This is a genomic window from Gardnerella sp. DNF01157, from assembly GCF_049244225.1.
Classification (GTDB): Bacteria; Actinomycetota; Actinomycetes; order Actinomycetales; family Bifidobacteriaceae; genus Bifidobacterium; species Bifidobacterium leopoldii.
In genome coordinates this window covers 929702-944548 of sequence record NZ_CP058388.1, presented here as the reverse complement: position 1 = coordinate 944548, position 14847 = coordinate 929702, and the positions used below count along the sequence as shown (strand labels likewise).

Annotated in this window: 8 protein-coding genes and 1 pseudogene; 4 read left to right on the top strand and 5 right to left on the bottom strand. The window is 39.8% G+C overall.

All coding sequences use genetic code 11. The annotated features are described in order from the left end of the window. Window positions 1-79: 79 nt before the first annotated feature. Both hrpA and HXT38_RS03475 read right to left on the bottom strand, forming a co-directional pair. Window positions 80-4192, bottom strand: a pseudogene (hrpA, locus tag HXT38_RS03480) (ATP-dependent RNA helicase HrpA); the annotation flags it as partial. Between the two features lie 18 nt (window positions 4193-4210). Continuing rightward, on the bottom strand, window positions 4211-4912 hold the full coding sequence (locus HXT38_RS03475; RefSeq protein WP_004107129.1) for a class I SAM-dependent methyltransferase: 702 nt from the start codon (window positions 4910-4912) through the stop codon (window positions 4211-4213). A gap of 264 nt (window positions 4913-5176) precedes the next feature. Between HXT38_RS03475 and hflX the strand changes: the two genes are divergently transcribed. The 4 genes from hflX (at window position 5177) to HXT38_RS03455 (ending at window position 9805) form a co-directional block, all read left to right on the top strand. Further along, window positions 5177-6631: a GTPase HflX gene (gene hflX, locus HXT38_RS03470; protein WP_101886183.1), complete on the top strand. Its 1455-nt coding sequence runs from the start codon at window positions 5177-5179 to the stop codon at window positions 6629-6631. Between the two features lie 143 nt (window positions 6632-6774). Then, on the top strand, window positions 6775-7737 hold the full coding sequence (locus HXT38_RS03465) for an L-lactate dehydrogenase (protein ID WP_004107125.1): 963 nt from the start codon (window positions 6775-6777) through the stop codon (window positions 7735-7737). A gap of 124 nt (window positions 7738-7861) precedes the next feature. Further along, window positions 7862-9346: a sensor histidine kinase gene (locus HXT38_RS03460; RefSeq protein ID WP_004107121.1), complete on the top strand. Its 1485-nt coding sequence runs from the start codon at window positions 7862-7864 to the stop codon at window positions 9344-9346. Window positions 9347-9532: 186 nt separating this feature from the next. Then, window positions 9533-9805 (top strand): WhiB family transcriptional regulator, encoded by a 273-nt coding sequence (locus HXT38_RS03455; protein WP_004107118.1) that lies wholly within the window; start codon window positions 9533-9535, stop codon window positions 9803-9805. Window positions 9806-9812: 7 nt separating this feature from the next. On the opposite strand, the gene HXT38_RS03450 is transcribed toward HXT38_RS03455, so the two are convergent. The 3 genes from HXT38_RS03450 to HXT38_RS03440 all read right to left on the bottom strand — a co-directional run bounded on the left by HXT38_RS03450 (window position 9813) and on the right by HXT38_RS03440 (window position 14707). After that, window positions 9813-11636 (bottom strand): FtsK/SpoIIIE domain-containing protein, encoded by a 1824-nt coding sequence (locus HXT38_RS03450; RefSeq protein WP_421791627.1) that lies wholly within the window; start codon window positions 11634-11636, stop codon window positions 9813-9815. 235 nt (window positions 11637-11871) lie between these two features. Next, window positions 11872-13170: an LCP family protein gene (locus HXT38_RS03445; RefSeq protein ID WP_032842522.1), complete on the bottom strand. Its 1299-nt coding sequence runs from the start codon at window positions 13168-13170 to the stop codon at window positions 11872-11874. 103 nt (window positions 13171-13273) lie between these two features. Then, window positions 13274-14707 carry an LCP family protein gene (locus tag HXT38_RS03440; protein WP_064340731.1) on the bottom strand — a complete coding sequence of 478 codons (1434 nt, stop codon included), beginning with the start codon at window positions 14705-14707 and terminating at the stop codon, window positions 13274-13276. Between the last annotated feature and the right edge of the window lie 140 nt (window positions 14708-14847).

Below are 14847 nucleotides of genomic sequence, written 5' to 3'. Positions count from 1 at the left end.
TGTTTGCAACGTTATGAGCAATATTGTTTACAACATTGCAAGCGCTAAGAAAAATATATGCATATATGCGAAACAGTTTTCACCTTCCGTCAATCATCTTTCGCATGCGTTGTATGCTAATCGGATATGCAGTTCCCAATTCTTGCGCCCAAAGAGACACATAGAATTCTTCGCACATCCAACGTAATTTCTCAGCGATCATTTGCGACTCGTCATGAGCGGGTCCCGCTGGGATTTTCTGAGTGTCTTCTTGAGTTTTTATTACAAGCTTATGTGCTTCATCTGCTTGCCAAGCCCAACGTACGTCACGGTTTTTATCTGCTTTAGCTTTAGTAAGACGAATCACGTCTGCATGCAAGTAGCGTTCAATACGAGGTAGAGAATCAGATGGAGTTTTGGCAATAAATCCTTCGTATACAAGACTTGCAGTGTGTTCTCGGATTGATTGCAACACTGAAAGCAACGGTAAATCAGCCTTGCCGGAAACAGCTTTACTTGATTCTGCTTGACGCTTCAATATTGCGATCACATCGTGTGCAACAGCATAAACAGTGTCTTCATATACTTCAGATACGTTTGCAACAGTTTCGCGTAATAAATTGTCGTCAGTAATATTATCCGTGTTCGCAATTAGTCGTTTTACTGCAGCCATTTGCAAGTCTTCTGCTAAAGCATTAGAAGTTGAATAAGGTGCAGCTGCGAGCATTAAAGCTTCAGAACCAAGCCAGCGAGAAGTAATACGCTTATTGTCTAAATGCAGCATATTCAATGCGCTTTGCCAAACCATTTGTGCGCGTGAAAGGTTCGTAGCACCAGATTTGTGTAATAAATCTGCTCGTTCAATTACATGACCAGCTTGTGCTGCTTTATTTGCTTTGATATTTACAACTTCTCGTGCAGATTCTTGTGCTTCTTTCGCAAAACGCTGTTGCAATGCAATTAATGATTTGTCTGTTCCAAGAAGAGTAGGTTTTACGTGATTAGAGTACTTGTTGCGACCTGCAAGTTTATTGCGACTTTCGTTAGCTTTTCTCTCTTCAACACTAAACGTCATGCGCAAGTATGGCGAAAGTCTGCTTATTTGCTCGTCATCGAAAACTTCAGGATGTATTTGCGCGCCAACTACACAAATTGCAGCTTTAGTGAAAACTTCTCTAAAATCTTGCCATTCGCTTTTTATATTGCTTTCTGTTTCTCCAGTCCCAGGAAGCTCGTCGTAATGTTCGTCAATCCAAGCGCGAATTTTTTGAGCAGTGTCAGGAGCTGGAACAAACTGTACTCGTAGAGCTTTAGGCAAAGATTTAATCATGCCAATAATAAGCTCATCAAGCAAACCTGGAACATTCCAAGTAAATTCTTCAGGAGTTAAACGCGAAAGTACGTAAAGCGGCACATGCACTGTTACGCCGTCCAAAGGATTAGCCGGATCATACACATAACTTAAACGCAACCTTATAATCTGACCGTCTGTACCAACTGTATTCCAATGGTCAGGATAATCAGCTAAATCAGTGCTTTGCGTAGTTTGTAAACGTTCAACTTCATCGGGATTAAAGTCTAACTTGTGCGGATCTTCTTCGCGGTTATCTTTCCACCATTTTGCAAGAGCTGCAATAGTAGTTGCTTCTTGAGGAATGTGAGTGTCGTAAAAAGTAAATAAATCTTCGTCGTTTACAGTTTCGCTTATTTGGCGAGTGCGATTTGCTTGATTATCTGCATCTTCAAGCACATTGTGATTATTTAAAATAAACTCATCGTGTGCAAAACGCTGTTGCACATCTGCCTCAACTAAGCCTTGACGAATCATAATCATTCGAGCTTCGTAAGGATTAACTCTAGCCCATTGAACTGTGCGATCTTGAACAATAGGCAATCCGTATAGTAATACCTTAGATTTTGCTACAGCAGCACCTTTAGAAGCGCTCCAATGAGCGTCTGAATACGTGATTCTAGTAAGATTTTTAGCAAGAGGCTCAGCCCAAGCAGGATCGATTTGCGCGCAATATCTTGCCCAAAGTCTAGATGTTTCAACTAATTGCGTACACATAACCCATGAAGGAGTTGTTTTAGAAACAGATGAAGCTGGGAATATTGCGAATCTTCCTCCGCGCGCGCCTTGATAGTCGTTTTTAGCCATTTTTTGAGCGCGTTTCATAGCGCGAATTTTTGCTGATCCATGCAAATTGGCAAAATCTGAAGCTTTCGGTTCACGCACTACTTGCATTCCCAACATAGAAAGCAATCCTGCAAGCATCGACGAGTGTATTCCTTGCGAATCCCAAGAGCAGCACAAGCTGTGAGCAGCCTGCTGATTATTAGGAAGTTGACGAATTTCCAAAGATACTCTTTTAGATGGAATAGGCTCGCCAACTTTATAATGTAATTCTTTACACAAATCTTGAAGTTGATTAACTAAATCTTTCCACTGTTTTAAACGCAAAAAGTGGAAGAATTCCGCTTTGCAAAGTTTGCGAAGAGCATTATTGCTCATATTTCCGTCTGCTTGGAAAATATAATCCCAAATATTTAAAGCAGTTAAGAAATCGCTTGTTTCATCGGCATAACGATTATGAAGTTTATCTGCTTCTTCACGCTGTTCTTCAGGGCGCTCGCGAGGATCTTGCAAACTCAAAAACGCAACAATTACCAGCACAGCAGCAAGAGTATTCGGAGTGGTTTTACGAGCTGCTTCAACAATCATGCGTCCTAAACGAATGTCAATAGGCAATTTCGAAAGCTCGCGTCCAATATGAGTTAAAGTAATGAAACCTGATTTTCTGCTTATTGCGCCAAGCTCGTTAAGCTCATTAAAGCCGTCGCTTACTGCTTTCATATCAGGAGGGTCAATAAAACCGAAATTCGTAATATCTTCGCCAGTTTTAGCAACGCCTACTGAAAGCATGTGTAATACTACTGCTCCAAGCGAAGTGCGCAGAATCTCAGGATCGGTAAAACGAGGTCGAGTTTCGTAATCTTCGCGCGAGTAAAGTCTAATAGCAATTCCGTCCGCGATTCGTCCGCATCGTCCAGAACGCTGATCTGCGCTCGCTTGAGAAATCGGCTCTATAGGAAGCCTTTGCACTTTTGCAGACTTAGAATATCTGCTAATTCTCGCAAAACCAGGATCGACAACGTATCGAATCCCAGGAACAGTAAGCGAAGTTTCAGCAACGTTCGTAGCAATAACAATGCGTTGATGAGAGTGATGTTCAAATACGCGATGCTGATCTTTTGCAGAAAGACGCGCAAAAAGCGGCACTATTTCAATAGCATCCGCTCGTTTCATATCACTTGCTCGAGTGCCAAAATATGAGCGTAATCCTGCTTCAAACTCTCTAATATCGCGCTCGCCGGAAGCGAAAACCATAATGTCGCGCGCGCCTTGCTCGTGGCTTGAATGAATAACTAATTGAGCGCATGCGCGAGTTACTGCAGATGTCATATCTTCATCTGTAATATCGTCTCGATTGCTTTCGTTAGATTGGCTTTCTGCGACAGTTTCCTCATCCATTGTTATGTCTGCAAAGCCGGGGACATGTCGCATAAGTGAAGGCGCGGAGCCAAGCGGCTCATAAAGCACTCTCACAGGGTACGTGCGTCCAGAAACTTCAATAACAGGAACTTTTATGTGTAAAGCTTGTTCGAAATGTTCACGGAATTTTGCAGAATCTATTGTTGCCGAAGTAATAATCAGCTTCAAATCGCGTCTTTGCGGAAGTAAAGTTGTTAAATACCCTAGCAAAAAGTCAATGTTAAGACTGCGTTCGTGAGCTTCGTCAATAATAATCGTGTCGTATTTAGTAAGAAGAGGATCTCGCTGAATTTGCGCAAGTAAAATACCGTCAGTAACAATTCGAAGCTTCGTTTTAGGTGAACTTTTGTCGGTAAATCGCACTTGGTAGCCGATTTCTTCACCCAGTTTTACTTCCATTTCGCTTGCGATTCGCTCAGCAACAGTGCGTGCAGCTAAACGGCGAGGCTGAGTGTGTACGATTTGCTTACCTCTTCCGCCTCTTCCAAGCTCAAGCGCCATTTTTGGGATTTGCGTAGTTTTACCGGAGCCAGTCTGTCCGGAAACAATCACGACTTGTGAAGACTTAATTGCTTCTATTATTCCGTCGTGTGCTGCGCAAATAGGAAGCTCAACAGGGTAGTCGAATTTCATAGTGTATATTTCTTTTCGTAAATTTTTTACTTTTTTGGTACTTCTTTAGTGCTTACTTTTTAGTACTTCTATAATTCGGTATCCTTTAGAGCTTGCATATTTTTCAACGTTGTAGTTTTCGCCAAGATTTTCAGCAAGCCAAGGAATAAGTGAGTCTGAGCCAAGATTTTTTTGCACAACTAAGTAAGCTGCTCCTCCCACTTTTAAACGCGGAATCCAAGTCATCAAAATGTCGTGCAACATTTCTTTTCCAACGCGAATTGGTGGATTGGACCATATGAGATCAAAATTATTAAATTCCAAAGTATTATTTTCTTTTAAAGCGTCATCTACTAAAGAAGTGCGAATATGCTTTAAGCCAGCGTTTTTTGCGTTTAGTTCAGTAAGCTCTAGCGCTCGCTCATTTACATCTACAGCTACAATTTCAGCTTCTGGAGATTCTAAGCCCATTGCAATGCTTATAGGACCCCATCCGCATCCAATATCAAGGAATTTGCCATTTTCTGGTGGTTTTGGAGCATGTTTTAGTAGCACAGACGTGCCTAGATCAAGCTTAGAAGCACTGAATACTCCGTTTGAGACTTGTATAACAGTTTCATGATTTCTCAAAGTTACATGTAACGTTCTTCGCTCATCGCAAGATGATGGTGTTGCAGAAAAGTATTGTTCGCCACTGATTTTTTGCGTTTTTTCTGATTTTGGTGATTTGGTTTTATCGTATTGTTTAAATTGTTGATGACTTTCCATGATCTCGCTCAAAAATACCGTATTTCGCCTATAAATTTAAATTTATTAATATACTTTTTACTATTGTATCTTTATTTACATATCATACATATAGGTTGTGTTCATATATTGTCGTCTCAAGTCACCATAATAAGACAAACGTTGTAAAACGCTATTTACAATGAAATAGAGGAGGGACAGTTGGCGGATAGTAATGTGGCATCCGGGCGAGATGATGTGCTTAATTCAAACGATCTTTCCTCCCTCGAAAATGATTCTAATAATATGAATGAGCATCATCTCACCAATAATGCAGTGCTTTATGCTCATTCGGATGTGCTTTTAGACACTACTTCTGACAGTGAAAAGCATGATGAAGCTTGGCAGGAGCGTGAATCTCGTAATGCTTTAAAGCGTGTAGCTGGTCTTGGCGAATTACAAGATGTTACCGAAGTTGAGTATAGAAAGCTTCGTCTTGAGCGAGTTGTGCTAGTAGGAGTGTGGTCTAGCGCAAAAGGAACTCTTGCTCAAGCTGAAGAATCGTTGCGTGAGCTTGCAGCGTTGGCACAGACTGCTGGTGCTGTTGTTTGCGATGGCATGTTGCAACAAAGATATAGGCCAGATGCTGCAACTTATGTTGGTTCAGGTAAAGCGCGTGAGCTTGCAGCAATAGTTGCTCAACATGATGCAGATACGATTATTGTTGATGATGATTTACCACCTAGCCAGCGTAGAGCTTTAGAAGATGCAACCAAAGTTAAGGTTGTAGATCGCACTGCTGTTATTTTGGATATTTTTGCTCAGCATGCTACAAGCCGTGAAGGTAAAGCTCAAGTTGAGCTTGCTCAATTGCAATATATGCTACCTAGGTTAAGAGGCTGGGGTGCTGCTCTTTCCAGGCAGGCTGGTGGTAGAGCTGCAGGAGATGCTGGTATTGGTTCTAGAGGTCCTGGCGAAACTAAAATCGAAATGGATCGTCGAGCTATTCGAAATCGTATTTCTAAACTTCGCCACGATATTGCAAATATGGCACCTGCGCGCGATGTAAAACGCGGTTCTCGTAGACGACAAGATATTCCAACTGTAGCTGTTGTTGGGTATACGAATGCTGGCAAGTCGTCTATTATAAATCGTCTTACTGGTTCACAAGAATTAGTAGAAAATGCACTGTTTGCAACTCTTGATACTGCAGTACGTCGTTCTCAAACTCAAGATGGTAGAAGCTATACTTTGGTAGATACTGTTGGTTTTGTTCGCAGACTTCCAACTCAATTAGTTGAAGCATTTAAATCCACTTTGGAAGAAGTTGGACAAGCAGACGTTATTTTGCACGTAGTTGACGGTTCGCATCCAGATCCTATTTCGCAAATTAATGCAGTAAACGAAGTTCTCGCTAATATTTCTGGTGTAGAAGATATACCTCAAATTATGGCATTGAATAAATCAGACATGATGAGTGATGCTGCGCGAGAACGTTTTTCTTCTCTTTATCCTGATGCTGTTATTGTTTCTGCATTCAGTGGCGAAAATTTACAAATATTGCGCAATCGTTTAGAAGAATTGTTACCGTCTCCTCGTGTTCGTGTAGATGTAACTTTGCCGTACGAGTTTGGTGGATTATTATCAAAAGTTCGTGAAAATGGTGTAGTTGAAAAGGCAGAATATGTAGATTCTGGGGTTGAACTTATTGCTTGGGTCGGACCATCGTTAGCTGCAAAACTTATGAAAGTAGCATTGTAATAATAAATTCCGGTGGTGCGATTAGAGTAAAGGTGTTCATACCAAAAGCTCTTAATGTGAGAGCAGCCCTTAGTAATGCATAAATCGTGGTATTTTGTGTGCTTATAAGGGTGTGATAGGTTGTTGAAAAGAGGTTTTTGCTCATGGTGAGTTCGCAGGTTAAGCCAACTAAGCTTGCAATTATTGGTGCCGGCGCAGTCGGATCTACTCTCGCTTTCGCTGCTGCTCAGCGTGGTGTTGCGCGTGAGATTGTGCTTGAAGATATTGCTAAGGAACGTGTTGAAGCTGAAGTTTTGGATATGCAGCATGGTTCTAGCTTCTATCCTGCAGTTTCTATTGCCGGTTCTGACGATGTGGAAATTTGCCGTGATGCTGACATGGTCGTGATTACTGCTGGTGCTCGCCAGAAGCCAGGTCAGACTCGTTTGGAGCTTGCAGGAGCCACTATCAACATCATGAAGTCAATCATTCCGAACGTTGTGAAGGTTGCTCCTAACGCAATTTACATGTTGATTACTAATCCTGTTGATGTTGTTACGCACGTTTCTATGAAGCTTTCTGGTCTTCCAGCAAACCAAATGTTTGGTTCTGGTACCAACCTTGATTCCGCTCGTCTTCGTTTCTTGATCGCTCAGCACACTGGCGTTAATGTTAAGAACGTTCACGCATACATTGCTGGCGAACACGGTGATTCTGAAGTTCCTCTGTGGGCTTCTGCAACCATTGGTGGTGTTCCAATGTGCGATTGGAACGCTCTTCCAGGTCATGAGCCACTTGATGCTGCTAAGCGCGAAGAAATCCATCAGGAAGTTGTTAACGCTGCTTACAAGATTATCAACGGTAAGGGTGCAACAAACTACGCTATTGCTATGTCTGGTGTAGATATTGTTGAGGCTGTTCTTCGCGACACTAACCGCATTCTTCCAGTGTCTTCTTTGCTCGATGACTTCCACGGTATTTCTGATGTGTGCATGTCTGTGCCAACATTGCTTAATCGCAATGGTGTAAACTCTCGTCTAAACACTCCAGTTTCTGATCGTGAGTTGGCTGCTTTGAAGCGTTCTGCTGAAACTTTGCGCGAAACTGCTGCTAAGTTTGGCTTCTAGTTTTAAAGAATAATTTATAAATTATTAAACCGCTTCTTCTCTTAATTGAGGAGAAGCGGTTTTTTTGTTCAAAACAACAACATGCCTCACAGAATTTTCTGTGAGTTCGATATATTATTACATTATGGCTGATTTTTCTAACATTCTTGCTACTCGTCCTGATTTTAATGACAGTGATCGTGAGTGGCTTCATCATTTGGTGGCCGATTGGCAGGTTATTGCAGATTTGAGTTTTGCAGATTTGCTGCTGATTATTCAAAATGGTGACGGTGATTATGTTGTTGCTGAACAATGTCGTCCTTCAACAGCTATTACTTTGCGTACTGATGATTTGTTAGGTAAAAAATTAGATGATTCTTTAGTACCTGAGCTTAATGAGGCGATGAAATCTGAGACAAGTTTCCACTCTTCAACCTTACGTTCTATTGGTAGAGCTACTGTATGCTACGTTTACGCTCCAGTTCGTCATAGGGGTAAAACCATCGGATTAGTTATGCGCGAAACTAATTTGGCAACGCGTGAATCTAACGGTCGTTATGAAACCGAAAGTATCAATGCTGGTAAAACTTTATTTGACATGATTCCTCGTGAACAATTCCCATATCATGAATCTGTATTAAATCAGCGACATAATGCTCGAGTATCCGATGGTTTTATTGTGCTAGAAGACGATGGAATAGTTCGTTATGCTTCCCCTAATGCCATTAGTTGTTTCCGCAGACTCGGTGGATTAAATACTATGCAAGGTGAATATTTAAGCGAATTTGGCACTAGGTTGTTGCATACAAACGATAATGTTCCCGAAAGTTTACCTCTTGTATTAACTGGAAAAGCTGATGTAGATTGTGAACTTGAAGCGAACCATTCTATAGTTTCCATGCGCTCCTTGCCTCTGTGGGGTCCAAATAATCGTGTTGGAGCTGTAGTGTTATGTCGTGATGTTACTGAAGTTTTGCGACGTGAGCAAGAATTGCGCACTAAGAATGCCACTATTTCTGAAATACATCATCGCGTAAAAAACAATTTACAGGCTGTTTCTGCTCTTTTGCGTTTGCAAGCCCGTAAAACAAAATCTATTGAAGTTAGAAAAGAACTTGAGGAAGCTCAACGTCGTGTGCAAACTATAGCACTAGTTCATGAAGGCTTGAGTCAAACTGCTGACGAAATTGTTGATTTTGACAAAGTTATTTCGAGTTTGTTGAAGATGTCAATTGAGTTGGCGTCTCAGAATCAAAATATTGATATTGATTTTGTTGGAAAATTTGGCAGATTAGCAGCTCAGGATGCTACACCATTATCTCTTGTTTTAACTGAGTTAGTGACGAATGCAGTTGAACATGGTTTTGAAGGTCGTGAAAAAGGTCATATTCGTATTGCAGTTGGTAGGGGCGGAGACAATCTTAATATTGTCGTTGAAGATGATGGAGATGGTATAGATAGCGAGTCTTCTCATGGAATGGCTAAACCATCTGGCTCTGGCCTTGGAACGCAGATCATAAACACATTTGTCACTAACGATTTTGGTGGTACAGTTCGTTGGTCTCCTCGAAGAGAAGGCGGAACTAGGGTAGTGTTAGACATTAAATTGCGCGTATCTGGTATTGAGTAGCTTTAGTAAAAATTGTTTTCCAACGTGCATTAAATGTTATACATTTAGTGTAAAAAGTATAGGAACAATTAAAATTGCTAATAAAGATGCAAAATACCTTGAAAAAACTTTCTTTTCATGATTTCCTTACATTCAGGGGAACTTCTAAAGCTCACCGTTGTAGGTAAGAAATGAGGATAATAATTCATGAGCAACTCGTTTGATTGGCGCACAACAGCAGCATGTAGTGACAAAGATCCTGAACTGTTCTTTCCTCTTGGCAGTGCTGGTACAGCAGTTCAACAGCTTGAAGAAGCAAAAGCAGTATGTCGCTCATGTGATGTTGCAACAGAGTGCTTAAAATGCGCATTAGAAACTAACCAAGATTACGGTGTGTGGGGAGGATTAAGCGAGGATGAGCGTAGAACTCTAAAGCGTAGAGCAATGCGCGCACGTAAAAGTCAAGATGCGTCACTATGAATAAATTTTATTCTAGGTGCACTATTTGAGTTAAACTTGCTGATCCTGGAGTGATTAAAACACATCGTCCTGGAAGTTGATAGTCTTCAATATCAAAACTTTTAGATAAAGCAGAAGGTATTCCAAGCATTGTATCTGTGCCAATATCTCCTGTTGGAAATATTATCCTCACTGGTGCTTGCTCAGGTAAACGTAAGTAGCGAGAAGTGCTAGTGCTCATAATAACTGGGTATTGTTTACTATTTAATCTTTTTTGAAAAGCAATAGCAGTTTGTCTCGTATTTAGCGGATCAAGCAATTCATCCGCATCGTCAATAATGATTGGCGTATTTTCGTTGTAAATGTTATTAATGTTTTGTTCGTATAGTGATTTTCCTGAATATATTGGCAGGTTTAAAGTTTTAGAAATTATTTTTAATATTGTTGTTTTGCCTTGTTTTCTACTTCCAATAACAGCGATATTTCCAAGGTGAATTGGTAATAGAGCAGGATATAAGTGTATGGTATCGTCTTGCAAACCAATAATAATATGCTTCGTATGAAATTCTTGAGTACGTAAACTTTGAGATATTTTTTGCTCCGAATTTTTGTATTTGTAATTATTTGAATACTCTGCAAGTTGTTTTGCTGAAAGGATCGACGGCAATGGTTTGCTAAATAATTCTGGAGAATGATCATGATGGCAGAATCTACCAGCTAACTGTATTGCTCGTACTAAATGTGCAGGATTGCTGCTTTGAGCACATCGCAAAGCAGCTACTCCTTCTCCAATATTGTAATATGCGGCTCCTGGTGTATTTGGGCTTATTCTAGCTGCATGCGCTGTTCCTAATAATTCTTGCGATTGCATTCCGTCTCTAACTCTCAAGCAAATATTAATAGAAATATTAGCTTTCATATCTGCGCTTACTTGTACGAGTGGATTTTGAGTTCCAGCAATAATATGCATTCCCAAAGATCTGCCTACTGATGCAATTCGTATAAGACGAGGCATGTAGTCGGGAAGTTGATCTTTTAAAGCATGAAATTCGTCAATAACAATAAGCAATGAAGGCTCAGCTGGAGTTACTTGTGCAATATTATTACACCCATGATGAGCTACTAGTCTTTCTCGTCTATCTAGTTCTAGTTCGAGACCTTTTAGAGCGCGTATTGCGTGTTTAAGATTTAAATCTCCTACGTTTCCCATAGCATGTGGGAGTTTAGATAGTATGTCAAAAGTTGCTCCTCCTTTAAAATCCATAAAAACAAACCGTAGCTGCTGTGGGCCGTATTGAAAAGCCAAAGCTAAACACCAAGTCGTAAGAAGTACTGATTTACCAGAACCAGTTGTTCCAGCAACTAAAGCATGTGGTCCATTGTTAATTAAATCTAAATAGCAGTATCCATTATTGCTTATTCCAAGTGGAGCTATAAGGTGTTTAGTTTTTGAATTAGGTAAGTAGTTATAAATATTTGTATTTAGATTTTCCTTCATACTATTAGATTGGTTTTTTGTGTCGTATGTTCCTGCATTTTTTAACCATATTTGCAATACTTCTTTCCAGTGATGTTGCGTATTAGAAATTGCATTTCTTCTCATAAGTAATGTTTCTAAACTTACTGGTGTAATAGTATCTGGCAAACTTTCTACAGTTTGTTGATTATAAGTTAAGTTATTTGACGATTGCGTAGTGTTTAATAATTGAATTTGCTGATTTTGTTGAACACTTTGAACAGAATTTTTCTCAGATATGTATTGAAAAATTTGTGGAATAAGACTTGCTATGTACATCATAATGCTTGGAATAATCATGGTTAGCATCATCCAATTATTTTGCATCCATGCCATTATAGCCAATGCTATGTGAGCGAATATGGGAACTATACTCGCTGCCATCTGTACATGCATAAGTACTTTAGTTGTAGACATTCCTGTATTAGATTTGTTACTCATAAATGTATGAGACAATATTTTTGATTTTTGTGCAATACTTATGCAAGATTGTGGTTAAAAGATACGAGTTTAGTGCTTTCTAAGTTATGGTATCTAATTGAAGTGTTGTTTATACAACAATACTTCGAAATTATTGTTGCTCAGCAAGAGTTCCAACTGATCCAGGTTTATGAGTGCCTGATGCAAGTTGGTTGAATAAATCTAAGTTTTTAGCATCATCGAGAAGCACAGATGAACCAACTCCTGGAACTTGATAGTCAGGATTCGTCCAATATACTGTTCCAGATATGCCTGACGGTCCAGTTGCTTCTTTGAATGCTTGAGCCATTTCCCATAATGTTCCTGGATTGGTTTTCTCGTCAAAAATAACTGAAGCAAGTCCCGTTTCAGCAAGCTTTTTTACTTTTCCAAAATTCAATAATGTATTGTGATCTAAAGCTTTTTTCATAATAGCTGCAATAACCATTCGTTGACGTGCAGCTCGTCCAAAATCAGATTCTGGATCTGCGTATCGCATTCGCGAAAATGCTAACGCTGTATTCCCATCAACGTGATGGCATCCAGAAGTCCAATTTAACCCACTAAACTTATCGCTTACGGTACGGTTGTAGCATAAATCAATGCCGTCTATAGCGTTAACAACATTAGTAAGACCGCCAAAACGTATTTCTGCAACATGGTCAATGCGATGACCTGTAATTTTTTCTATTGCTGCTGTTAATGCTTTATTTCCAGCTGCTTGCGCAACGCTATTAATTTTTACTTGTTCGCCATTTAAAGAAACAAGAGAATCTCGAGGAATAGAAATTAGAGAGCTGTGACCATTGCTCGGCTTTGTCAATACAAGAATAGTATCTGTTCTAAATCCTGTTATCTCTTTAGCTTCTTCGCCTTCTCTTTGATCAGAACCAAGAATAAGCCATGCTTTGCCTTGAGTGCTAGGAGTATTAGTAAGCCAAGTAGTGCGGTTAATTCTTGAGTCAACCCAGTTCCACGAATATACCCCAAAACCAGTTACACCTACTGCCAGAACAACAAAAAATGCAATAAATGCATGTAAAATTCTGTGCGGTTTGTGCGGTAGTATTTTTGCTGCACTTCCAACTGCTTTATTTATAGTTGTTGGAATACGCATTTGTGAAATAGAACTTGTGCGCGGTGCTGGTCTTGGTTGCAATTGCGATGTGTAAGAAACAGGTCTAGAAGAACATTGTTCTGGACTTTTTAAGATTCTTGTTCTTTGAGTTGTAGGCGCAAAAGACGGCGCTTGTGATGGAAGCGCATTAGACTCTATTTTGCCTCTTTTTACGCGTTTTGGAGTGAAACTAGGAGGCACGTTTGAGTTAGATGAATCGTTATTATGAGAAGGAGTGAAGATAGGTGGGTTTATATTATCTTCAGAAGGGTCCTCATACAATCTCGAATTCATTCATCCTCCAAAATAAGCATGTATCTTCAATGACTATGAATATATAATATATAAATTTTATGCTCGTACATTAATATTCATAGATTACATCTTGCTTAATTGTTTACTTTTTTCTAGGCACAGCGCAAAGTACATTGTTTGCATACTTGTCTGCAAAGCCAACGTATTGTCCTGTTTGTGGATCGTGAATAGTTCCATTTTCAGGATTTACAATTCCTCCAGTATTTGGATCAATAAGTTGTCCTTGAGAATTTTTTATTAATCCTGTTTTTGGATCAACATGTCCCATCTTCTTTGGATTTGTAGTTTTATTAAGTTTGTCGTTTTCGCTTATATTGCTATTGTCATCCGTATCTTCATTGTCTTGATCGTTCGTATCCTTAGGCGAATTATTGGCATTCTTTTTGTTAGTGCCGTTAGTTTTATGATTTAGCGATAGCGGTTTATTTTCACGCATTAAATCCCAAATATTGTCTGCTTCGTCAGACCATACAACACGATTTGGATCATAAGGATCTGGAATAACAGGAGTAGTACGAGCATAAATATGTGAAGAATCTAATTTACGCATGCTTAATGCCAAACCGACCAAAGTGGTAGGATTGGCCAAGCCTTCACTTATATTTAATGCTCCCAACGATGCTTTTGCAAGCTGGTAAAGCTCACTTGTCTGAGTAAATAAGTTTTTAGACAGTGCTTGATGTAAAAGCTGTTTAATCAAGTATTGCTGTCTTGTTGTTCGCATTATGTCAGAGCCATCGCTTGCTGTATCGTGGCGCATTCTAGCGTATTGAGTAGCAAGTCGACCATTAAGATGCTGCATTCCTTGTTTGAAATTTACACCCGTATAGGCATCGCGAGTTGCTGTTGGGATGCATACGGATACTCCACCAACTGCATCAATCATATTGCTTAATCCACTGAAATCAGCGACTATAAAATGATGGATATTTAAACCAGTAAGTGAATTAACAGCTTTTAACGAGCATGATGCTGCTGAGGCTAAATCTCCGCCTTGTGCATATCCTAAGGCGAAAATTGAATTAAACATCACATGTTTTCTTGCAGGAATATGTCCTTTTGTAGTGTCGCATGCTGGTGCGTTTACCATAGAATCTCGTGGAATAGAAACGATATTCATGTATGATCTATCTGCGCTAATTTGAACTACCATAGTAGTATCTGACTGATGATCACCAGTTTCACCGTCGTGTGTGAAGCTTTGATTGTTCCCATCTCGAGAATCTTGACCTAAAACAAGAAAAGTTACTGGTTTGCCTGCGTTAATATCAAGTGTCTGATTAGCTTCTGGATCTTTAGATATGACGTTTACAACTCTGTTACTTACAGCAGAAGAAAAATCTAACCACACTGCAGCTATGATTGTTGAAAAGAATGTAAGTACTGAAATAACAAGCATACACAGTATCTTGCGCGTGCGGTTAATCATTCTATAACCAAGACTATGATGAGGAGTTGAATTCCAATCTTCGCCTGGTTGGTACCGCATGCCTTCATGATACCGTGAAGTTGTCATCGTACCTTCTTTCTCAATAATGAGGAACCTTTTAGGTTGTGGCAATATCATTTCTTTTGCCATCGAATAAATCAATATTCAATGGACACATATAACGCGCCATTATAGTACATGGCAATGAGATTTATGACACCTGGTTG

Excerpts from the sequence above, each read along its gene's own strand:
- HXT38_RS03475 (WP_004107129.1), bottom strand. The coding sequence starts at position 4,912 with ATGGAAAGTCATCAACAATTTAAACAATACGATAAAACCAAATCACCA.
- hflX (WP_101886183.1), top strand. The coding sequence starts at position 5,177 with ATGAATGAGCATCATCTCACCAATAATGCAGTGCTTTATGCTCATTCG.
- HXT38_RS03465 (WP_004107125.1), top strand. The coding sequence starts at position 6,775 with ATGGTGAGTTCGCAGGTTAAGCCAACTAAGCTTGCAATTATTGGTGCC.
- HXT38_RS03460 (WP_004107121.1), top strand. The coding sequence starts at position 7,862 with ATGGCTGATTTTTCTAACATTCTTGCTACTCGTCCTGATTTTAATGAC.
- HXT38_RS03455 (WP_004107118.1), top strand. The coding sequence starts at position 9,533 with ATGAGCAACTCGTTTGATTGGCGCACAACAGCAGCATGTAGTGACAAA.
- HXT38_RS03450 (WP_421791627.1), bottom strand. The coding sequence starts at position 11,636 with ATGGCATGGATGCAAAATAATTGGATGATGCTAACCATGATTATTCCA.
- HXT38_RS03445 (WP_032842522.1), bottom strand. The coding sequence starts at position 13,170 with ATGAATTCGAGATTGTATGAGGACCCTTCTGAAGATAATATAAACCCA.
- HXT38_RS03440 (WP_064340731.1), bottom strand. The coding sequence starts at position 14,707 with ATGACAACTTCACGGTATCATGAAGGCATGCGGTACCAACCAGGCGAA.